This is a genomic window from Helicobacter aurati (assembly GCF_003364265.1).
Taxonomy (GTDB): domain Bacteria; phylum Campylobacterota; class Campylobacteria; order Campylobacterales; family Helicobacteraceae; genus Helicobacter_A; species Helicobacter_A aurati.
In genome coordinates this window covers 69,154-91,995 of the sequence record NZ_NXLW01000003.1, presented here as the reverse complement: position 1 = coordinate 91,995, position 22,842 = coordinate 69,154, and the positions used below count along the sequence as shown (strand labels likewise).

Here is a 22,842-nt window from a genome sequence, read left to right as displayed (position 1 = left end):
TAAAACAGGGGGTATTTAGTCTAGAATTTGTTTTTTAGGTATACTTATGTATGTTTTATTTTTGTTTAAGGAGAGGTCATGCAATTTAGCGGAAAAAACGCATTGATTACAGGTTCTAGTAGAGGGATTGGCGCAGCAATCGCTCGAGTACTAGCAGGACATGGTCTTAAAGTATGGATTAATTATAAAAGCAATGTGAGTCTTGCTAATACATTAAAAGAAGAAATAGAATCTCAAGGCGGCAAGGCAGCTATTATTGGTTTTGATGTAAGTGATGAAAATGCGTTTAAAGAATCCTTGATGCTTATTAAGGAAAGCGATGGTGAACTTGGATATTTAGTGAATAATGCTGGAATTACAAATGATAAGTTAGCATTACGTATGAGCGTGGCGGATTTTGCGCAAGTTATTGAGGCGAATCTCCATTCTTGTTTTATTGGTTGCAGGGAAGCCTTCAAGATTATGAGTAAACAACAAAAGGGCAGTGTGGTGAATATTGCTTCGATTGTTGGCGAAAAAGGCAATGCAGGGCAGGCTAACTATGCCGCTAGCAAAGCTGGAATGATAGCGATGACAAAAAGTTTTGCTTTAGAATCTGCAAGCCGCAATATTCGCTACAACGTCGTTACCCCAGGTTTTATAGAAACAGAAATGACAGATAAATTATCAGAGAACGTAAAAGCAGAATATCTGAAAAACATTCCATTGGCGCGATTAGGCAAAGCAGAAGAGGTGGCTAATGCAGTAGCTTTTTTGCTTAGCGATTATTCAAGCTACATTACAGGAGAAGTTTTGCGAGTGAATGGTGGGTTATATATGTAGCAGCTACATAAATGTCAAATAAGGATTTGTTTTGATACACATGCAAGATTCTATTGCTAATCACGCTTATACAATAGCACATAGCCCAGATGCTGATGATATTTTTATGTATTATGCCATTAAATTTGGTTGGATAGATTCCCCTTATAAACTTAGTAATTATGCGCTTGATATTGAAAGTCTTAATGTTGCTTGTTTGCAGGGAATGTATGATATAAGTGCGATTTCTTTCGCGCTTTATCCATTGATTTGCAATGAGTACGCACTGCTTAGTACAGGTATGAGTTTTGGGGATGGTTATGGACCAAAGCTTATAAAACGTAAAGGAAAAACATTAGGGAAAAGATTTACAGTAGCTCTAAGTGGCGCACATACTACTAATGCTTTTCTCTTTCGTTTAAAATACCCTGATGCGAAAATTGTTTATAAGAATTTCTTAGAAATAGAACAAAACGTGTTAGATAATAATGTAGATGCTGGCGTGTTGATTCATGAATCTATTCTGCATTTTTCTTCTGCGCTTGAAGTGGAAGCTTCAATGTGGGATATTTGGCAGGATCTTATTAAAGACACGTTGCCTCTTCCGTTAGGCGGTATGGCAATTAGACGTTCAATCCCGCTTAATCGCGCGATTGTCTTAGAAGAGACCTTAACAAAAGCCATTCAGATTGCCTTGCGATTCCAACCTATCCTTTCACAAATGTTATTAGATAGTCAATTAGTCCGTGTGAATGCGAAAGATTTACAAACTTACTTGCATCTTTATGCCAATGAGCATTCACATAGTATGAACTGCACGCAACTTGCTGCATTGAACAAAATGTATGAATTAGGGTACAATGCGGGAATTTATCCTTATAAACTTCATGTAGAGAATTACATGATTCCTAAAGAATATCAAAAAATACGGTATAGCTAATTCGCGATAGTCTCTATAACGTTGCAATAGATTAGATTTGGAGATTCTTTGTGTAAATTAAATTCTAAATACTAATTTCATACATACGTTTCCTTTGACTAGAGCCTAGTATGCCGAGCTGCTTACGATATTTTGTGATTGTTCTGCGTACCATTTTTAGAGTGAACCTTTTTTCGATGAGTTCAAGAATCTTAATGTCTGATAGTGGTTTCTTCTTGTCCTCATTCTTAATAAGCTCATTGAGAAAATCCTTAATACTTGCATTAGAAGTATCACCGTCAATAGCAGTTGTGAAAAAACTTTTAATAGGAAACACGCCGCGATTGCATTCTAAAAACTTATTCGCAATAGCACGTGAAATTGTGCTAGGAGAATGTCCAAATTCATCAGCTAAATCCTTGAGCTTCATGGGCTTAATTTCTCCCCCCATGAAAAAATCATATTGATATTCTACAATCATTAAGCCAATTTTTTTTATTGTAGCCTTGCGCATATCGAGTGCATCAATCAGGTCTCTAGCCTCTTTAAGTTTATTTTTAAAAAAACTATCTTCTTGGACGTCTTTTTTACGTGGTTTCTCAATCAATACGCTAGGATAATAGGAGTCGTTGAGCTTTAATTCAATATTGCCATCTTCTTGCATTATGATAATATCTGCAATGACAACATTAGAATCTTCTTGAAAGTCAAGGCTGGGGATTCTCGCAAAATCACGAATGACTTTCATCACCTTTTCATAGTTATCATATTTTTTAAATTTTGCATGGTTTTCGAGATTATGTATAATTTGTAACCCTATTTCATAATCCCTACCCTCTAAATTGCTTGCATCTAATTGAAAAATCAAGCATTCGAGTAAGTCTTTTGCGCCTACACCACTAGGTTCTAAATGACAGAATCTCTGTCGTACTCTTTGTAGCTCTTCCTCATCACACGTTATTCCTATTTTGGCTAGATTGGACAATAGGATTTGCATATCGCAATCAAAGAATCCTTCGCTGTCGAGATTATCAATAATCGCTAAAGCTATTTTTTGACTCCTTATTGTGGGAAATAGTGGGGGATTTATTTGCTCTTGTAGTGTTTCTATCAAACTTTTTTCATAGATAGTCAGCAGTTCTATTTTTTCGCCAATGGAATTTTTTGTATGTCGCGTTATTTTTTTTGATGATTTAGGTTGAGAGAGATTTTGCAGGCTTGTAGAAAACGCAGATTCAATTTCTATGTAAGGATTATCTTGGCTAATTTTGCCAAGTGTTTCTTCTAATTCATTGATAGGGCTTTGCAGGATTGGCAGCCAGCTTTTAAGTGTGGAAGAAAGCTTGGATTTAACAGCAATATTTTGTCGTAATTTCGCCATTATAGACCGCTTCCTTGCTAAAATTTGCTTTAATTGTAGCAAAATATCTCATGATTCACAATACACTTTTGGATATATACATTGTATCAAAGCTCAATTTTCGCTAAGATTTTGTTTCATAGATTCTAAGATTACATTAATTAAACAAAGGAATATCATGAGCAATTTATCAAGCATGCAGGACATACCTAAACACGTACAATATTTTGAGAATCTACTTGGTAAAGAGAATACAAAAAGCGATAAATTACATAAGCTTGCTTATAGTTATGATGCAACAAGGGAGGAGAGAGAGCCAGATATTGTTTTATTTCCAAGAGATGAGAATGAAATAAGCAAGATACTTTTTTACTGCAATGCGCATAAGATTCCTATCGTGCCTCGCGGTGCAGGCAGCGGCTTTACAGGTGGGAGTATTGTCGCACAAGGTGGCGTTGTTTTGGCATTAGAAAAATATATGAACAAGATTTTAGAGCTCGATCAGAAAAATCTCATTGTACGTGTGCAGCCTGGCGTTATTAATAAGGATTTACAGAATTTCGTAGAATCTCATGGGCTTTTTTATCCTCCCGATCCAGCAAGTGAGAATCAAAGTACCATTGGAGGCAACGTTAGTGAGAATGCAGGCGGTATGCGCGCGGCAAAGTATGGGATTACAAAAGATTATGTTATGGCTGTTCGTGCTGTTTTGCCTAATGGTGATATTATTCGGGCAGGCAAGAAGACAATTAAAGACGTAGCGGGCTATAATATTGCCGGGATTTTAATTGCAAGTGAGGGCACACTCGCTGTTATCACGGAAATTACTTTGAAGCTTCTTTCTAAGCCAATATTGAAACGTTCGGCAATGGGAGTTTTTGACACAATAGAAAGTGCGATGAATGCTGTCTATAAAACAATGGCAAGCGGCGTAACACCTGTGGCTATGGAGTTTTTAGATAATTTATCTATACGTGCTGTTGAGCAGAAATTTCATAAGGGATTACCAATGGAAGCTGGAGCGATTCTGATTACGGAAGTTGATGGGAATTTGCCCGAAGAAATTACTTATCAACTTGCTAAAATCGAGGAGAAGTTTAAAGAAAATGGCTGTGTGGACTTTAAGGTGGCTAAAGATTCTAAAGAGGGTGAAGATTTATGGTTTGCAAGGAGAAATGTTAGTCAGAGCATAAGTGTTTATGGTAAAAAGAAGCTCAATGAAGACATTACCGTGCCTCGTGCGAATCTCCCTCTTTTACTTGCAGAAATCGATAAAGTAAGCAAGAAATATGGCTTTAAGATTCCATGTTTTGGACATACAGGTGATGGCAATGTGCATACAAATGTTATGGTTGAGGATTTGAACGATCTTGAGAAAGGACATCAGGCAATTACAGAGATTTTTAAGATAGCAGTGGATTTGGAGGGAACATTGAGCGGCGAACATGGTATTGGTTTGGCGAAAGCACCTTTTATGAATCTTGCATTTAGCCCAGAAGAAATGCAGCTTTTTCGCAGTATTAAGCAGGCTTTTGATCCAAATAACATATTAAATCCGAATAAGATGGGATTATAGCAGCGGACACGCGCTTTCTAATTGTCAATAGAATCGATATGATGGTGTCTTTATCGCGTGTAATACTTGAGATGAATGTATGCAATTGCCTTTTTGAGAATCTTGCAAAGACTTAAGTTATCAAAGTCCTAATTGCTTGAGAATACCAAGAAATAATTTCACGTTTAAGAATCTCTTTATAACTACTGCATAACAAGATGAAACGATTTGAAAAAATATATATAGAACTTACTGATTATTGTGGGCTTTGTTGTGGATTCTGCCCGAACTCTAGGCGCATTCAACCTTATTCTTGGCAAGCTGCAGAGAATCCTCATGTAATAAGCAGCCTTAAAGGTAGCGAAGAGAACAACAAAGGGCAATCTTTACGTACCATTATGCCACTTAGTCTCTTTCAGTCTCTTTGCGAACAAATAACGGGTAAAACCCGTAGAGTATGCTTGCATATCTTAGGCGATCCGTTAAGCATTCATAATCTTGTAGAATATATTGAGATTCTTAGATTCTATAAATTGCAAGTGGATTTAGTTACAACCGGGTTGTTTTTACGTCAAAGTGATTTTGCCATGCTCACAGCTTATCCCTTTGTGCAAATTTCATTTTCTCTTAGTGCCTTTCTCGCAAATCCCAATCGACTGCATGATATACATTTGCAACGTATCTTTGCTTTCTGTGATTATAACCTCATGCAGGAATCTCCTATTTTTATTAATTTACGTTTGCATAACAAGGATATTGCTAGTAATTCCCCGTATTTTCGTGAGATTCTTCGTAATATCGCCTCGCATTTTAATATTCCACACGAAAATGTATTCAATCAAATCTACAAGCGCGTGCGACTTGCTAAGAAAACATTGCTTGTTGCTACGCGCTCATTTGAATGGATACGTAAAGATTCTATAAATGACGTATTGTCTGATGGGGTTAAAACAAAGCCACGTAGGTTTTGTCATGGTGCTTATAGTCAAATAGGGATTCTATGCAATGGAGATGTTGTTCCGTGTTGTATTGATTATAGTGGTGCGGCATGTTTTGGCTCAATAAAAACGCAAAAACTTCATCAGATTCTAACTTCTAAAGTCTTTCAAGAATTTAAACATAAACTTGGAATAGGCGAGCCAGCAAGTAGCCTTTGCGAAAAGTGCGGCTATGTCGTAGCGCGATAAATGGGGTGCGAGCATAGCCTCATTACAGAATCTTAAATCTTTTTGCAATCATTTGAAAGGTAGGGGGGAGAATTAGCAAAGTAAGGGCAGTAGAAGTTACCAATCCTCCGAGTACAACGATTGCCAAAGGTTTTTGCACTTCGCTACCTACACCGCTGCCAATAAGCATAGGTATCAGCCCAAGTGCCGCGATACTAGCAGTCATTAGCACGGGTCGCAAACGTCTTTTTGCTCCTATTTCCACTGCTTCTTCAACACTATATCCCTGTTGAATGAGATTCACAAAGTAACTCACCATAACAAGTCCATTAAGTACTGCGATTCCAAATAAAGCTATGAATCCTACGCTTGCTGGAACAGACATATACTCTCCTGAAAGATATAATGAAATTAATCCTCCCGTAACGGCAAAGGGGATATTTAAGAGAATCATTAATGAAAGTGTAATGGAATGGAACGTAAAGTATAGAATAAAAAAGATTACTAGAATGCTTAGAGGGATAACGGTGCTAAAACGCGCATTTGCCCTTTGTTGGTTTTCAAATTGTCCACCGTAAGTAATACTATAACCTTCAGGAAGTTTTACTTCGGCAGAGATTTTTGCCATAGCTTCTTGTACAAAACCACCTAGGTCTCTATTTTCAACATTGCTTCGGACAATATTAACGCGGCTACTTTGTTCTCGCATAATGCTAATTGGTCCATCGATAGCTTTAATTTCTGCTATGGAGCTAATAGGTACGGCGACATCGTCTTTAGAGCTCAATTCTAAATTCTTGAACTTTGAGACATTATTAGCAATATCTGATAATTGTCGAACAAACACAGGGGTTCTTGTGAATCCTTGCGGTATATAATCGATAAATAATCCTTCAAGTGAGCTTTTAAGGAACTTTGCAAATTCATCAGTGCTAATGTTTGCTCGAGCCATTCTTTCTTTTTGTGGTATTATGTATAAATAGTTAACTCCTTTATTTAGAGGGGTATAGACTTCCTTGCTGCCTTCTATGTTCTTAAGGATTTCGGCTATCTGCGTACTAATGTTGTTTAATTCGTTGATTTCTGAACCAAAGATTTTAATTGCTAAGTCTCCGCGCACACCCGTTACCATTTCGCTAATTCGCATATCGATAGGTTGAGTCATGATAAACGTAACGCCTCTAAAGTCTTGTATCGATCGGTTGATTTTCTCAATAATTTCTTTTTTATCTTTAGATTCCCATTCTTCTTTTGGTTTCAAAATAATAAAAGAGTCTGATTGATAGAATCCCGCTAAGTCAAGCCCTAATTCATCGGCTCCCGCACGCGTAATAATAGTTTTGATTTCAGGTACAGATTCTTTAATTTGTTTTGTGATTCTAAGAATAATATCGCGCGATTCATCGATAGAAGTTGACGGCGTGGTTTCGATACTTAAAACAATATCACCTTCGTCCAATGTTGGCATAAAGGTCTTCCCAATATATGGGAACAATGAAAAAGCAAGCACGAGAAAAATAAGAGATGAGATAATAACTATTCGCCCGTGATTTAAACAGAATCTTAGCATAGGGTGATACAGATATGTGATAGCTTGTAGCAGAAGCGTTTCTTTGTGTGCCTTTACTTTGAGGACAAAAGAGCATACAACAGGAATGACTGTAATGGATAATATAAGCGAACCAACCAGAGCGTATACTATGGTTTCTCCAAGTGGCACAAACATTTTACCTTCTAGCCCTTCAAGGGTTAAAATCGGTACAAAAAATATAATAATAATGACGATTCCACTGACAACAGAAGGAGCAATTTCTTTCACGGCACGATAAATTGTGTGAATGGCTGTAAGATTTTGCGTATGACTTAGTTTTGCAAAGGCATTTTCTACGACTACCACGGCAGAATCTACGAGGATTCCAACAGCGATAATAAGTCCCCCCAGACTCATTAGATTGGCACTCAAACCATTTTCCTCCATTAGCACAAAAGCCACAGATAATGCAAGAGGTAAAATGACACTTACTGCAACTGCCGCACGTAAATCCCCCAAAAAGAGAAATAAAACAATAATGATAAGAATTATAGCCTCAACAAGGACTTTAATTACCGAATTAACGGCTTTTTCCGTTAATTCTGAACGATTATAGAAAGTGTTGATTCGTACATCTTGAGGTAAATTTGCTTGAATTTGTGCAAGTTTCTTTTCTATCATGTCTATGGTATTTTTGGAATTTGCTCCTCGCAAGCCCAATACAATGCCTTCGGTGGTTTCATATTCGCCATCGATAGTTACAAAACCAAGTCTTGTTCTGTGATTCTCAACGACTTGCGCAAAATCCTTAATGCGAACATAGCCTTTTGATGTGGGTATCGAGATATTCTCAATATTTTTAATGCTTTTTGCCGCGCTTTCAATTTTGACTAAATACATTTCACCCGGGCGATTAATAATGCCGGCCCCGTCATTTTTTAAATTTTCTTGCAGAGTGGATTCTAATTCAGAGATAGAAATACCAAGCTTTGCCATATCATAGAAATCTGGGATAATCACATAAGCCTTTGCATAGCCTCCATAACTGCTGACATCGGCTACACCTTTAATGCTTCGTAATGCGGGTCGAATGGTAAAATCAAGAAGCTGACGCTTTTGCATTTCTGAAATATTGCCCTCTATTGTAAACATAAACATGTCGCTAAGTGGCGTTACGATAGGTGCTAATCCTCCGCTTGCTCCTGTTGGTAGCTCTGACATAGCATTGACAAGTCGCTCACTAACCATTTGTCTCGCAATATTCATATCAACCGAATCTTCGAAGTTAATCGTAATGTCTGCTATTGCAAATTTGCTTGTGCTACGTAGAGAAGTTTGCCCTTGCAAGCCTAGTAATTCTAATTCTAAGGGGCGTACAACGCGATTTTCCATTTCTTCTGGAGACGCGCCGGGCATTTTCATAATAATTTTTACCTGCGTAGAGCTTACATCGGGAAATGCGTCAATCGGAATTTTTATAAAGCTAAAAATACCGCAGGCGAGCAAGAGAAGGGCAAGAATAATAATTATGATTCTTTGCCGTAAAGAATATTCAATGATTTTAGTTAGCATACCTACTCCTGTATGAACCCGATGTTTTTATAGTGGAACAACAAGGAAATATGCGGCGGTAGTTTGTAGATAATAATAGTGAATCTGCGGACATGTTTCCAGCTTTCCTTTCTTGTAAGGCTATTGCCAAATAACTTTTTGTTTTGTAGTCTTGAGTGAAAATGAAGAATTTCCTTTGGCTTTATCAAATAGGCATTGCGTAGAAGCAACCATAAGATTCTTATCAGCAAAGATTGCGTTAGAGAAAAAGGCAGAATTTTAATACAAGCATTATTGGGCATTTCCATTATCCTCGTCTTCCCCTAAACCAATCATAATGCCTTTAAGAAAGATAAGAGAGCCTTTTGCTATTGTTGTGCCTACTGTGAGTTCCGCGCTTTCTACAACTGATTCTTGATCTCTTTCTTCTATAAGGTTAATGCTAACAGGGTGGAATCCTGTGCTAGTTTGTACAAATGCAATGTAATCATCATCATACTTTATCCAACAATCATCAGGGATTACTACCCCGTTTGAGCCAATATTACCTGCAATATAAATTTCTATGATTTCGCCTACATAGAAATTTTTTGTTTCTACACGTGCTATTGCGCTAATTGTGTTGGTTCGTTGGTCGATAATGCGCGAAATATTTTCAATCATTCCAATTTTTTTGCCTTTTTCATCAAATACGGCAAAACCTTTTTGGACACCTTTAATACGACTTTGGGGGACTCTTATTCGCAATAATACATTATCGTTATCTGGTTTTGCGATACGAATATAAGGTGTAAAAGCTGGAATTTTTTCCCCAATTTGAGTTGGTACGACAGAAATCTTCCCCGTTCCAGCTGCCCGAACTAAAAACCCACGTTCTCCTCGCGCATTGTCGGGGTCAATACCAAAGATAGAAAAAGAAGAGCGAATTTCACTTATTTTTAAACGCAGCTCATTCATTGCTAAATAGCTTGTTTGATAGTCGCGTTCAGAGATAACACCTTGATGAAATAAGTCTTTATCTTTTTGTTCTATTTCTTGAGCGATTTGAAATTTACTACGAATGTTTTGTAATGAGAAATATAACTGACTTAAAGCATTGGAATTTATTTCTAAAATAGGCTCTCCTTTTTGCACACTTTCCCCATATCTCTTATGGAGATTCACAACAACAACTTCTAAACTTGAGTTTTGCGTATAGCCATCTTTGTCATCAAAATCCACTGTAGCCGAAAAAGGTATCCCCCTTTGATTCCTTGATGTATTCTTGATAGTGAATGTTTCTATACCCATAGCTTTGATTTCAGAATCTTTGAGCTGTATAACGGTGTAGTTTGCTGCGCAAAGATTCTTTATACTTAATAGTAATGTGAATATAACCATAAGGCTTCTATGTATTTGCATTGTATTCCTTTAGTTTATTTTTGTAAAACTTTCTCCTAATGTGTGTTCCAAAAGTGCCACTAAATCAATGTATTTAATTTGTGCATTTACTAATGCAATTTGAGAATCTACAAAAGCATTTTCTTGAGTAACATATTCAAAGAGTGTTACTTGTTGGGATTCATAGCCCAGACGATTGAGCTCTGCTAGGTGGCGTTTTACCTGTGTATTTCTCTCTGCGATATTAATATATTCTCTTTGCAGAGCTAATTCTTGAATATAGGCTTTGACTTTAATGGCGATTTGCTTTTTTGTAATGGCCTGCTTTGCAAGTGCACCAGATTCTAAAGACATGTATTTTGCCTTTAAGTATGATTGTTTTCTTGTAACAGGCAGAGGGATGGAGACTTGCAGAGTTGGATTATAAGAAGAGAGTGAGTATTTCACTCCTGCGCCGAGTTCCAAAGTATCCCAATGATTTCTTGCTTCATATTTACTCATTGATTGATGTTGTTTTGCTTGCAAGTCTAGAATCTCTGTGTAAAGGGAATTTTGCAGTTTTTCCGCAGACAAATCTATATCAGGCTCTATGTAAGCAAAATGAAGGTTGGCGATTCTAATATCAGTGTTTATAATAGGATTGGAATGCGGATCCTGCGATAAATGATCGGTAGTTAATTGTTGTGTAGTCAAGCCATAGCCTGCCTCTTCTTCAGATTGAGCCTGTGCTAAAGAATCATTAGAATCATTTGTGCTTAGTATATTTGTGGGTTGTGGCAAAGTTTGAGAATTTTGTTCTACTTGCGATATGAAATCTTTTTTATCTAAGCCTAATATTATAAAAAGAGATTTTTGTAGCTCTAAAAGCTCATTGCGTACAGCGATAGTAGTCAATAGAGAATCTGTATAAGCAGATTCGAAGTTTGTGAAGTCTTTGCGACTAACACTGCCCCCTACCAGTCTTTTTCTGGCAATGTTTAGAAGTTGTAGAAAGTTTGCTTCTCTTTTAAGATGGTACTTATATTTTTCTTTTGTGGCGATATAAGTGAGATAGATTCTTTTTATTTCAATAAAACTAATATTGCGAAGTAGTTTGTGCATACTTTGATATTCTTTGTTTTTATTATCAAGACTTGTTCTTAATAGAGTGTTTACCCACCAGAATTTGGGTTTAACAAACACAATAGCACTCCATTCTCCAGCATGCTCACCATTTGTTTTGGTTGTTTCTCCGTTGGCTTCAATAAAGGGATATTGCCATGCTAGATTAGATCTCCCTTCTGCTAGCAAACTCTCAAATTGCGCTTTATTTTCTATAAGTTCTAGGGAATTTTGCTCAATGGCTTTAATCACATCTTGTATTTCTAAAGTTTGTGCGAAACCAGGGAGGCTTATAATAATTATGAAAATTCCATTTCGCAATGTTTTCCAAAGATATTTATAAAGAAATCTTAAGACGCTTAACACAATAGCTCCTTACTAATTAACATAATTATTGTAATACACAAACGTAACCGTTTGATTAATCCAATTATTTTGCTTTCCAAAGAAAAAGCAAGAAAAGATTCCAAATATCATTAAATGGCATTTGTAATAGAGAATGTTGTATTTCTCGTTGCGCTATAAACCATATATAGAATATTTCCCGCAAGTCTGTGTTTATCCATTGCAGCCGTGAGATTGTGTTTTGTAGCGACCAAATTTTGACAATATGTTCCATTACTCGATATTCCTGTGTGATAAATGAACGACATTCATAAAAATTATTCTTGCTATCGTATGCAAATATATTACAGAATAAAAATGATTTTTGTTTGATTAAACAAGAGAAATTTTGTAACGATTCTAATACTTTTGAATCTTGTTTGAATGTATCAGGCAAGGTTGCAATCTGCGTTGACTCTTGGCAGTCATTATTAGTGAGGTCTGCTATGCAAGTCTCTAATAAGAAATGATTAGTATGGGTTTGTTGCTGATAGAATATTGGCAATATTTCTTGTAGCATTTCTTGAGATTGGATAGTAATTATGGGCGTTATGCTATGAATGTTTAAGAGCTTTGCTACTTTGTCTAATGTTGGATAATTGAGCTCATGAGATTCAAAGGAATTAGCAAAAATATTAGTTAAAGTCCATCCTCGCAGATGTCTTTGTATTTGCAAGGAGAAAGATGGTGTTTTGAGCGTATTTTGTAGCAATGTAATGATTTCTTGCGCGCAAGATGTGTCTAATTGTATGCCTTGTGGAATCTTCTGTGTGATAGATGGCTTATCGTTCATTGTTATGAAATAAAATTTCTCGTTGTAATAACTTATGAGATGTGTTTCTCCCATTGTAGTGGCGTAAATTGTGAGCGGATAATCTATTTGAGCATTTTTATTTTGTAAAGTAGTGAAAGAATGATAAGTATCGTTTGCAATGCCGCGCGCAACAATCCTCCATAAGTTGGTATCGATGACATAAGGGTAAAATGTACAAGGTTTTGCTTTTGTTGATGGTTTGCGATAGGCAACAAAGGATTGATAGTCGAGATTCTGTGCCAAGTTATTTCTTTGCATATATTCAAAGTCTTTTTGAATCATTTCTCTTTGTTGTTTTTCTTGATTTGTGATAAAAAGAGTGTTGCGTATGCTCGTGTCATGAAATCCTTGTTGGTTAAGTTCAAGCGTGCGCAGAAATCCACCAAATTCTATCCTTCCCTCTAAGAGATAATTACGCGGGGCTAAATTCAATGGCAAATCTTCTTTGTTTCTGTGTCCAAAGATTTGATAATGATTCGAATCTGTATTGTTGCTAAACGCATTGGCAACAATGATATTTTCTGTATAGTTGCCAACACCATAAATACATTCTGACGCGCTCAATAAACGAAAGCGCTGTGGAATATTAGAGAGTCCACCATGTGTACAAAGAACATATTTATCATGGAATCTATAATAGAAATATGGTACGAGTTTGTTGTAGAATAGTTTTGCTTCTCGTTTTGAAAACCCTTTTTGTTCGAGTTCTTTTTGTGTATTTAATCGAAATTCTCGTGAATGTATTTCTTTATGATTTGCCCAGTGCCATAACCATTTCTCATGATTGCCCTCCAAAAGACATACATTTTTATTGTGCATAATGCTAGTCAGAAATTTCAGCACTTCGTAATTCTGCAATCCCCTATCAATATAATCTCCTAAAAAAATATAGAAACAGTCATCTTGTATTGTCGCTAGGTGTTTTTGCAATATCCGAAAACAGCCGTGAATATCTCCAATATGATAAATCTTTTTATAACCATTTAAATTATAAGGCGTTATACGAAGAAACGAATCAATCTCTTGAGGCTTAATGACTTGACTAGGAATAGGAATCTGTGTTTGTTGCAGTTCTTGATAAAGAGCCATAATTTCCTCGTGGGTATAGTGCCTGTGTTGCAATGTTTGACTTTGTGTTATTTGCTGCGCTCTCTTGAGAATTTCCTCTAAAGGAACGTCGCTAAAGTCCACAATCACGATTGTATAAGCATATATTTTGGCTAGCTCTTGATAATTACTAAAGTAAGAATGTGCAATGTGTGAATCTTCTATAATGATAAAATCCCCATTTGCCATACGTGATTTGAGTGCTTCATACAGCATAGTAAAATAGAGTTTATGGTGGTAGAAATAGTGGTTTCCGTGAACGTCAAGTTTGGGAGATTGGAAAAGATAAGCAAGTGTTTTAGTATCTAATGTATATTCTTGCAGGTTGTTTTGCTGTATCCATGTGGTTTTCCCACAAAGCGGCATTCCACGCGTAAGTAGTAGATATCTCACTGGCTCTCCTTTTAATGTAAATCCTAGATATTCTAGCAAATTTTGGTATATAATACCTTAGCGCAATTTTTAGCTTGGATTAGGACATGACATTAGGAATCAATGGCTTAGGTAGAATGGGTCGTACAATCTTACGTTTAGCGTTACAAAGAGGACATACAATCAAAATTCTTAATGATATTGCGAAATGGGATATTCTTTGTTATCTCATTAATTTTGACACTACGCATGGAAATTTGCTTAATTATGAATGTGTAATGGTAGACAATAATGGGGAACAGGTGCTACGTTTTCTTTCTATAAATGAAGCCTATCAAACACAGCCGCTAATCCGAGTTAGTAATTTTGCTAACACACAGCATATTGATTGTAGCGATGTCGATGTGATGATAGAATCTAGTGGTAAGTTTTTGGATTCTGACACACTCACTCATTACCTTACTAATGGGGCAAAAAAGGTTATTCTCTCTGCACCGGCTCGAGACAATATGCCGACTTTTGTGCTCGGAGTAAATGCGCATGATTATAAAGGCGAAAAAATTATTTCTAACGCTTCTTGCACAACTAATTGCATTGCGCCTATTTGTTATATTCTTGATAAGCACTATTGCATAGAGCATGCCGTGATGACTACAATTCATAGCTATACAAACGATCAGAATCTTCTTGATAATGCTCATCGATTTGAGAAAAGACGTTCACGTTCCGCGCCTAATAATATTATTCCAACAAGCACAGGAGCCGCGCTTGGATTAAAAAGAGTACTTCCCAACATGGAAGGTAAAATACATGGGCAGAGCTTGAGAGTTCCCGTTGCAGATGTGTCAATGGCTGATTTATCCTTTTACATTAGAGAAGAAGTAAGCTTAGATTCTTTGCATCAACTTTTAGAATCCTATGCTAAAGATTCTATGGCGGGGATTCTTAGCCTTGACACTAAAGAGAGAGTCAGCAGTGATTTTTTGGGTAGTTCTTATAGTAGCGTTATTGCACAGGATTTAAGCATTAAGATTGGCAAGCTTGTGAAACTCATGTCGTGGTATGACAATGAAACGGGCTATGCGAATAGGATTTTGGATATGGCAGAGCTTATTGACACATTTGACTAGTTTTTGTACATTTATTTCGTTTGCGAGATTCTAAAAGTTATTTAGGTTATTATTGCAATGCGAAAAGTTTCTTCGCGTTATTAGTTGTCAGAGCTTGGATTTCATTTGCGGGTATAGCTAGGATTTCGCTTATTTTGTCTACAATTAGTGGTAAAAACTTCGATTCGTTGCGTTTGCCACGATGTGGTGTTGGTGCTAGATAGGGCGCATCAGTTTCAAGCAGGATTCTTTCTAGTGGAATACTTGGTAGGATTTCTGCAATTTCTTTTGCATTCTTGAATGTGATGATTCCACCAATTCCATAGTAAAAATATTCACTCATTGTTAATAGGCTATCATGGGCATTATAACAATGAAACACTCCTCGTAATTGTGTACCATAAAGAGACTTTGCTTTGTCTTTGTAGAATTGCAGAATCTTTAGTGTGCAAAGGCTAGCCGCGAAATGCTGCTTGCTATCACGGACATGCAAGATAAGCGGTAGATTATTCTGTAATGCAAATGTAATTTGTTTGCAAAAGCATAAGAATTGCAAGAGAACTTCAAGAGCGATTTGTTCTAAACTTAAATCATTCACGTTTAATCGGAAGAAATCTAGCCCGCATTCCCCGACAGCTTTACATGATTCTAATTTAAACATTCTCTCAAATTGCCTAAGACAATCTTGCTGCCAAATTATCGCATGCGAATCCATAAGCTCTATCCATTGTGCCCAAGATTCTAAGAGAGAATCAACAAAACATTCTAAAGATACCCCTTTGTCTTTTTCATTTGTATGGGTAAAAAGAGAAAGCAGATATGAGAGATTTTGCACTTTTATGCGTAAAATCATTTCATCAGTATGATAAGGATGAATACCTGCGGCAAGAAATATTTTTGGATAATTTGCTGCAATGTCTATTGCTTTTTGCAATGTTTCAAGCGATGCGCCCGGTATAAGAAAGTGGCTTACATGGGCATTTTGAGATTCTGTGATAACCTGTTCTAAATCATTGTGAAAATCTTTAGAATCTAAATGAATATGTGTGTCAATCATTGCATTCATATTAATCCTCTTTACAATAATTTAAGGATTCTACTATAAAAAGACGAAATACAGCAGTAAGGAATCTTTGGCTTTTGATTAATTGTTTTAATAGAAGAGCTTTTTATTGTGGCAAATCTTCTTCTTGATGAATGGAGAGATTTAAGTGGAATTTAAGTAGAAATCATTATAATTTGTTTGCCTCTTTTGCTAGCCCTATGCAATAGGAAATAGAAACAACGCTTCAGGATGGGAACATAGCAGAGCATTTCTATTTTTTGTGTGCCATTGGTTTCTGGTAAATGAGGTTCATGAAATATGCTACATAATATTCATAATTTCCCCTTGTTTTTAAACTTTTGTAACTTTTTTCTACCCGATGTCTTAATATTTTTTATTTAAGTATAATAAATATCCTATACAAAGATATAAACAAAAATTATTTTTCATTGTATATTTATTACATTTATAAGTGCTTTTATTCGGAACAAAATGTATATTTTATAATCTGATACTTAGGATTTGGTATTATAAAGTAAATTTAGCTTCTTGATATTTTTTATTATTTGTATTTTTCATTAATCATTTACCTCGTATAATTAAGTTCATTTTACTATAAAGGATATATATGGCACAAGATTTTGTTCAATTAACTACAACAACAGGCAGACCCGTTTATGATAACCAAAATGTGATGAGCGTAGGACCTAGAGGACCTTTGCTTTTACAAGATGTTTGGTATTTGGAGAAATTGGCGGCATTTGACAGGGAAAGGATTCCAGAGCGAGTTGTGCATGCACACGGTAGTGGTGCACATGGTGTTTTTGAAGCAACAGCCGATATTAGCCGCTACTCGAAAGCAAAAGTTTTTGTTAAAGGCACAAAAACACCTATGTTTATCAGATTTTCTACAGTGGCTCCAGAACGCGGAAGTGCAGATGCGGTGCGCGATCCTAGAGGATTCGCAGTGAAATTTTATACTAAAGAAGGGAATTGGGATTTAGTAGGAAACAATACCCCTATATTTTTTATTCGAGATCCTTATAAATTCCCAGATTTTATTCATAGTCAAAAAAGAGATCCAAAGAAAGGTGTACAAGATCCAGAGACATGGTGGGATTTTTGGAGTCAAACACCAGAATCTTTACATCAAGTAACTTACCTTATGGGAGATAGGGGTATTCCAGCGAGTTATCGACACATGAACGGGTATGGTAGCCACACATTTAGCCTTATTAATGCGAAGAATCAACGTTTTTGGGTCAAATTCCACTTTCATACCTTACAGGGCATTAAGAATCTAACAAACGAAGAAGCTGCTGCAATACGTGCCAAAGATACAGATTCTCACCAAAGAGATTTATTTGATTCTATTGAAAGAAGAGATTTTCCTAGATGGAGAGTTTCTATTCAGGTAATGCCAGAGAGTGATGCAAAAACTTATAGATTCCATCCGTTTGATGTAACAAAGATTTGGAGCCATAAAGATTATCCTTTGATTGAAATTGGTATTATGACGCTTAATCGTAATCCCGAAAATTATTTCGCAGAAGTTGAGCAAGCTGCCTTTGCCCCTGCAAACATTGTCCCTGGAATTGGTTTTAGCCCTGATAGATTATTACAAGGTAGACTATTTGCTTATGGCGATACACATCGTTATCGTTTGGGTGCTAATCACCATCAATTGCCTATTAATGCGCCAAAAGTACCTGTTACTAGCACCGTAAGAGATGGCTTTATGACCAATGGAGCATACGGTAGCATGCGTAACTATAACCCCAGTATTCTCCCTGGCTATAAAGATGATTGGAAGCTTAAAGAGCCTATCTTAGACCCTAATGTCTTTGAACAAGAAACAAGACTAGCGCAATGGGATTATCGAGAAGATGACAATGACTACTATACACAAGCTGGAGATTTGTATCGATTAATGAAACCAGAGGAAAAAGAGAGACTTTGCCAAACTATTGCAGGTACTATGAAAGGTATTGATAGCCGCATTATTAAGGTGCAGTTAGGGCATTTTAAAAAGGCAGATCCAGCTTATGGCAACAGAGTTGCAGAGTTGTTAAAGTAAAAGATTTCCTTTGAGATTGCCAAATACATTGGAGATTTGAGATTCTATTTTATGACAATAGAATCAGTTTAGCTAGATTCATCTAGCAAACATTGATAATAGAGTTAGTTGAGCGAAATCAATAATGAATAAGGAATATTTATGGATACACAGAAACTTAATCGCCGTTCTTTCCTAAAGGGCAGTGCCTTAAGCCTAGGAGCAATGACTATGGGAAATATGCTTTTTGCCCATGCGCATAACAAGAGAGAAGAATCTATTAGAGATTTTTCTCTTTCTTTTACTTATAAAAGCAGGTTTGAGACGCATAATACGCTCAATCTTTGGTTGCCTTTAGCATTGAGCAACGGATTTCAAACACCTTACAACCTTAGAGTAGAGGGAAATTATGATGATTATTCTTTAGGCAATGATAATAATACTCCAATCTTGCATGCAGTTTGGCGACATAATGATAATGAAAAGCACCTCAAAACAACACTGAATTTGAAAGCCAAATTCTTGGAATCTAGTCTTGATTTGAAAGACTTTACAGATTATCAGCCCCAAGATCGTTATATCCGTTCAAACCCTACAATAGCGGGCATTGTCAATTCTCTTGTTGCAGATTATCAAAGTGATAGGCAAAAGGCAGAGAAGCTTTTTGCATGGGTAACGCGTAATATTTCTAGTCAAGATGGACAGGACATACAAGGCATTCGCAGCATCAAAGATATAAATGGTAATGAGATTTTGCGAGGCGAGAATCTTAGTGCCTCTTCTGTTTTTGTTGCTCTTTGCCGTGAAGCGGGGATTCCGAGCTTTGAATGCTTTGGTATTAGTCTTGATAGCGGACGTTACGCGCTTAATGATTCTACGCCCAAAGTTTATACGAGAAGTGTCGTTTTTGTTAATAATGCTTGGCTTGTCAATGATTCTTTATTGGCTATTAAAGCGAGGGAAGCTTTACAAAACAAGAATGCTATGCTTGAACATAGTACACAACGTTATGCAACCATCATGCAGGATAGTTTTACACAATGGGATAATAATTGGGTTATGCTTAACTATTTGCGTGATATTACTTTGGATTCTATTCTTGTCAGCACATTGCAGCAAGCTTATGGAGAAGTGGATGGAGCAAAGCTAAGCAGTTATAATCTTGAGCATTTTCATAGTACGATTGCTGTGTGATTTTGCAGCACAATGATCACTTCACAATGAATCATTCTTGCAATGGCGACAATCGTTGTAAGAAGCTGCCGAAAGCAGCAACAGAATCTTGTAAGTTGTTTTGCATTAAACGGCTTTTTATTACAATTCCTAATTACAAGCATTCAGCCCATTTAAGCAGAGAATATATTTCAATCTATATCTTTTATTCCCTTTTTTCCAGCCCTTTCATATTTTCTATAAGCCTTCTAGCACTATTTGATACAGATTGGCGCATTCTTCGTTATTGAAATTAATGAGGTTCTTTGTTGCGTAAAATTTCATAACAGAATCTCTATCCAATAGAGCAGGAGAATGCACACAAGCAGGATGAGCGAGTAAGAATCCTCGTGTGATGGCTATTTTTTTTTCTAATTTATTATCACAAATAAAGCAGTTTTCTTTTTGATAAAGTCGCCCTTCAAATTCTAATAGCTCTGCATACATGCAGCACGCTACCCGCTTTGCTTGTTGCTTTTTGAGTTTTCTTACTCCGTTTTCAAGCATAGTGTAATAGAAAGGGGGAATCTCTTTTGGTTCGTGGCTGTTGGGCTCTTGTAGGTGCTTGTCTAAAAGCGAGCAAAATTGCTGCCATATATAGACTTTTTCTAGGTCTTGCTCATACTCTCTGGCAATGTGAAAAATATTTCGTAACTTAGGAATGTATATCCCTTGATATTCTACTTCGAAGTCAATATTTCTTCCTGCATAGAGGATGCTGTGCCTTGCTCCATAGAATCTATAAAGCGTATAATAATGCTTTGTTGTGATAAGTTTAACTAGCACATCTTCTTTAATGCTTTTCGTGATTTGTAAAATAAAGCCTTGCATTGCGTATTAGATAGGATTAGTGATTGCTCTTTTGTGCAATAATCAAAGATGAGACATTGGCACTATAACTTTTAGAAAAAATCGTAGGCATGCCGTGTAATAAAAGCTCTTCTTCTAAAGATTCTCGCGTAACGAAATTATCAATAGAATTTGGCAAGTATTTATAAGCCCGAAAGTTGCGAGACATAATTCCTCCTATAATCGGAAGAAAGATTCGAGTATAGAATTGCATGAAAAAAGAAGGCACGGTTTTTTGACTTTGCGACATAAACTCTAGGACAATCAGCACTCCTTGCGGTTTTAGCACCCTATAAAATTCCCGTAGTGAATCCTTTCTATTCACCACATTACGTAAGCCATAAGCAATTGAAAGAATGTCCTTGCTTGTCGATTCAAGAGGGAGATTATCGGCTTGCGCGATGATAAAATTGCCATTTGGAATCTTTTCCTTAGCAACATTTAGCATATTTGTTGATGGATCTATACCTACAAGGGAATCTATTACAACATTTAAGTTTTGACTTTCTTGTGTCCAATGCAACATCATATCGCCTGTCCCACAGGCAATATCAGCTATATCTACATTTGTTTTGTTGATAATTTTTAGGGCTTGTTTGCAGGCTTCTTTTCTCCAGCTTGTATCAATTCCCATGCTCATAAGTCTATTGGTTTTATCGTATGTGGGCGCAATATCATTAAACATATCAATGATTTGCGTTTGTTTATGTTGCGAGTCCATTTTTGCTCTTTATCGTGGTATGTAAATACATCAAGGATTCTAGCATTTTAATGATGATAGCATACGATACTTTTAGCAAATTGTTACTAATAGTTCCGTGATTTAGAGTAATGCTATACAATAATGATTTATTTTGCGAATTAGCAGATTATAAGGAGAGATGATGCACAAACATATCATAGTTTGCGACCATATTCATGAAGAGGGATTGAAAATTTTGCGTTCCCAAGCAGATATTTCAGTAGAGAATCTAGCGCACTTATCAAAGCCAGAATTGTTTACACACTTGCATAAAGCAGATGTACTTATTACAAGAAGTTCCACTTCAGTTACCCCCGATTTATTAGAATCTGCCTGCAAGGATTCTAAGAGGCTTAAAGCAATTGTGCGCGCTGGCGTGGGCGTAGATAATGTAGATATTGACTCTTGCTCTTATCGTGGAGTAGTGGTTATGAATGTACCGACAGCCAATACCATAGCAGCGGTGGAGCTTACTATGACGCATTTGCTTAGTGCTATCCGTAGATTTCCTGGGGCGAATTATCAACTAAAAACACAGAAAATATGGAATAGGGAAGACTGGTATGGCATAGAGCTAAAGGATAAAAAGCTAGGTATTATTGGATTTGGGAACATTGGTAGTCGCGTGGGCGTTCGTGCAAAAGCCTTTGAAATGGAAGTTATAGCCTATGACCCTTATATTAATCCCAACAAAGCTTTAGATTTAGGAGTGCAATATACGACAGATTTTCAGGATATTTTAGCTTGCGATATAATCACTATCCATACCCCTAAGAACAAGCAGACTACTAATATGATTACAAGCAAAGAAATAGCGCAAATGAAAGACGGTGTGATTCTGATTAATTGCGCTAGAGGAGGGCTGTATAACGAGAATGATTTGTATGAGGGATTAAAGTGCGGAAAGATTGCATGGGCTGGTATTGATGTATTTGATAAAGAGCCAGCTATTGAAAACAAGCTTTTAGAGTTAGAGAATCTCTATGTAACGCCGCACATTGGTGCAAATACTCTTGAATCACAGGAGAAAATTGCTATTGAAGCTGCTAATGCGGCTATTTCTGCCGCTAGAGGTTCTGCTTTCCCTAACGCACTCAATCTTCCTACCAAAAATCAAGACATTCCAGATTCTATTGCGAGTTATTTAGAGCTTGCGCAAAAGTTAGGTTACTTTGCCGCGCAAGCTGTGAATGGAGCAATAAGCTCCCTAACTTTGCATATTCATGGATTAGAGCTAGAGAAATATCAAGACGCCTTATGTACGTTTGGGCTCGTTGGGGCTTTGAAGCCCTCACTAGATGATGGCATTAATTATGTGAATGCGCATTTTGTCGCCAAAGAACGTGGTGTAAGTGCGCATGTAGAACTAAAGCATAGTGCAGGGGCATATAAGAATCTTATTACACTGACCGTTACTACCGAGCAAGAAAGTATGAGTGTTAGTGGCACGGTCTATGATGGGCATATTATTCGATTCAATAATATCAACGGGTTTGGCATGGATTTAGAGCCAAAGGGGAATATGATTCTTGTGAAAAACACTGACGTACCTGGCGTTATTGGAAGTATTGGTAACACGATAGCAAGGCATAATGTGAATATCGCAGACTTTAGATTGGGCAGGCACGGGGATATACATCATAAAGAAGCTCTTGCATTGATTTTAGTTGATAACACCGTTACAAGGGCTTTACTTGACGATTTGCGCGCGATAAAGGAATGCTTAAATGTGCGCAGTGTGTTATTGTAGGTTTCATGAATTTATGATTGTTTGCCTTTTTGTTATGA

17 protein-coding genes and 1 other RNA gene are annotated in these 22,842 nt (G+C 36.7%); 9 read left to right on the top strand and 9 right to left on the bottom strand.

Annotation, left to right across the window (positions count from 1 at the left end):
• Nucleotides 1-78: 78 nt before the first annotated feature.
• Together fabG and CQA66_RS02515 are read left to right on the top strand one after the other, a co-directional pair.
• Complete coding sequence (gene fabG / locus CQA66_RS02520; RefSeq protein ID WP_104762735.1) at nucleotides 79-822, top strand: 3-oxoacyl-ACP reductase FabG; 744 nt, start codon at nucleotides 79-81, stop codon at nucleotides 820-822.
• Nucleotides 823-862: 40 nt separating this feature from the next.
• Nucleotides 863-1,741, top strand: a complete 879-nt coding sequence (locus CQA66_RS02515) for a menaquinone biosynthesis family protein (protein ID WP_104762754.1) — start codon at nucleotides 863-865, stop codon at nucleotides 1,739-1,741.
• A gap of 64 nt (nucleotides 1,742-1,805) precedes the next feature.
• Here the strand turns inward: CQA66_RS02515 and CQA66_RS02510 are convergent, their stop codons facing one another.
• A complete protein-coding gene (locus tag CQA66_RS02510; RefSeq protein WP_104762736.1) occupies nucleotides 1,806-3,101 on the bottom strand; it encodes an RNA polymerase factor sigma-54 in 1,296 nt (431 codons plus the stop codon).
• A gap of 175 nt (nucleotides 3,102-3,276) precedes the next feature.
• Between CQA66_RS02510 and CQA66_RS02505 the strand changes: the two genes are divergently transcribed.
• Both CQA66_RS02505 and CQA66_RS02500 read left to right on the top strand, forming a co-directional pair.
• Nucleotides 3,277-4,656 (top strand): FAD-linked oxidase C-terminal domain-containing protein, encoded by a 1,380-nt coding sequence (locus tag CQA66_RS02505; protein WP_104762755.1) that lies wholly within the window; start codon nucleotides 3,277-3,279, stop codon nucleotides 4,654-4,656.
• Nucleotides 4,657-4,853: 197 nt separating this feature from the next.
• Entirely contained in the window at nucleotides 4,854-5,822 is a 969-nt protein-coding gene (locus CQA66_RS02500; protein ID WP_104762737.1) for an SPASM domain-containing protein, read from the top strand.
• 22 nt (nucleotides 5,823-5,844) lie between these two features.
• Here CQA66_RS02500 and CQA66_RS02495 read toward each other — a convergent pair whose 3' ends face one another.
• The 5 genes from CQA66_RS02495 to CQA66_RS02475 all read right to left on the bottom strand — a co-directional run bounded on the left by CQA66_RS02495 (nucleotide 5,845) and on the right by CQA66_RS02475 (nucleotide 14,062).
• On the bottom strand, nucleotides 5,845-8,904 hold the full coding sequence (locus CQA66_RS02495) for an efflux RND transporter permease subunit (RefSeq protein ID WP_104762738.1): 3,060 nt from the start codon (nucleotides 8,902-8,904) through the stop codon (nucleotides 5,845-5,847).
• A 2-nt stretch (nucleotides 8,905-8,906) separates the two neighbouring features.
• Complete coding sequence (locus CQA66_RS02490) at nucleotides 8,907-9,185, bottom strand: hypothetical protein (RefSeq protein WP_104762739.1); 279 nt, start codon at nucleotides 9,183-9,185, stop codon at nucleotides 8,907-8,909.
• Entirely contained in the window at nucleotides 9,175-10,284 is a 1,110-nt protein-coding gene (locus CQA66_RS02485; RefSeq protein ID WP_233707699.1) for an efflux RND transporter periplasmic adaptor subunit, read from the bottom strand. The genes CQA66_RS02490 and CQA66_RS02485 overlap by 11 nt, the downstream gene beginning before the upstream one ends.
• Nucleotides 10,285-10,293: 9 nt before the next feature.
• A complete protein-coding gene (locus tag CQA66_RS02480; protein WP_233707700.1) occupies nucleotides 10,294-11,730 on the bottom strand; it encodes a TolC family protein in 1,437 nt (478 codons plus the stop codon).
• A 64-nt stretch (nucleotides 11,731-11,794) separates the two neighbouring features.
• On the bottom strand, nucleotides 11,795-14,062 hold the full coding sequence (locus tag CQA66_RS02475; protein ID WP_104762740.1) for a metallophosphoesterase: 2,268 nt from the start codon (nucleotides 14,060-14,062) through the stop codon (nucleotides 11,795-11,797).
• Between the two features lie 86 nt (nucleotides 14,063-14,148).
• On the opposite strand from CQA66_RS02475, the gene CQA66_RS02470 reads away from it, so the two are divergent.
• A complete protein-coding gene (locus CQA66_RS02470) occupies nucleotides 14,149-15,171 on the top strand; it encodes a type I glyceraldehyde-3-phosphate dehydrogenase (protein ID WP_104762741.1) in 1,023 nt (340 codons plus the stop codon).
• A gap of 49 nt (nucleotides 15,172-15,220) precedes the next feature.
• Here the strand turns inward: CQA66_RS02470 and CQA66_RS02465 are convergent, their stop codons facing one another.
• Nucleotides 15,221-16,216 (bottom strand): TatD family hydrolase, encoded by a 996-nt coding sequence (locus CQA66_RS02465; RefSeq protein WP_104762742.1) that lies wholly within the window; start codon nucleotides 16,214-16,216, stop codon nucleotides 15,221-15,223.
• A gap of 186 nt (nucleotides 16,217-16,402) precedes the next feature.
• On the opposite strand from CQA66_RS02465, the gene ffs reads away from it, so the two are divergent.
• The 3 genes from ffs to CQA66_RS02450 all read left to right on the top strand — a co-directional run bounded on the left by ffs (nucleotide 16,403) and on the right by CQA66_RS02450 (nucleotide 19,445).
• Nucleotides 16,403-16,500: signal recognition particle sRNA small type (ffs, locus tag CQA66_RS02460), an RNA gene on the top strand.
• Nucleotides 16,501-16,823: 323 nt separating this feature from the next.
• Nucleotides 16,824-18,272: a catalase gene (locus tag CQA66_RS02455; RefSeq protein WP_104762743.1), complete on the top strand. Its 1,449-nt coding sequence runs from the start codon at nucleotides 16,824-16,826 to the stop codon at nucleotides 18,270-18,272.
• A gap of 141 nt (nucleotides 18,273-18,413) precedes the next feature.
• The gene (locus CQA66_RS02450; protein WP_104762744.1) at nucleotides 18,414-19,445 is read left to right on the top strand and encodes a twin-arginine translocation signal domain-containing protein; all 1,032 of its coding nucleotides are present in this window, start codon (nucleotides 18,414-18,416) and stop codon (nucleotides 19,443-19,445) included.
• A gap of 216 nt (nucleotides 19,446-19,661) precedes the next feature.
• Here CQA66_RS02450 and recO read toward each other — a convergent pair whose 3' ends face one another.
• On the bottom strand, nucleotides 19,662-20,294 hold the full coding sequence (gene recO / locus CQA66_RS02445; RefSeq protein ID WP_104762745.1) for a recombination protein RecO: 633 nt from the start codon (nucleotides 20,292-20,294) through the stop codon (nucleotides 19,662-19,664).
• 16 nt (nucleotides 20,295-20,310) lie between these two features.
• A complete protein-coding gene (ubiE, locus tag CQA66_RS02440) occupies nucleotides 20,311-21,033 on the bottom strand; it encodes a bifunctional demethylmenaquinone methyltransferase/2-methoxy-6-polyprenyl-1,4-benzoquinol methylase UbiE (protein ID WP_104762746.1) in 723 nt (240 codons plus the stop codon).
• 163 nt (nucleotides 21,034-21,196) lie between these two features.
• Here ubiE and serA point away from each other — a divergent pair, with 163 nt between their 5' ends.
• On the top strand, nucleotides 21,197-22,804 hold the full coding sequence (gene serA, locus CQA66_RS02435) for a phosphoglycerate dehydrogenase (protein WP_104762747.1): 1,608 nt from the start codon (nucleotides 21,197-21,199) through the stop codon (nucleotides 22,802-22,804).
• The last annotated feature ends 38 nt before the right edge of the window (nucleotides 22,805-22,842 follow it).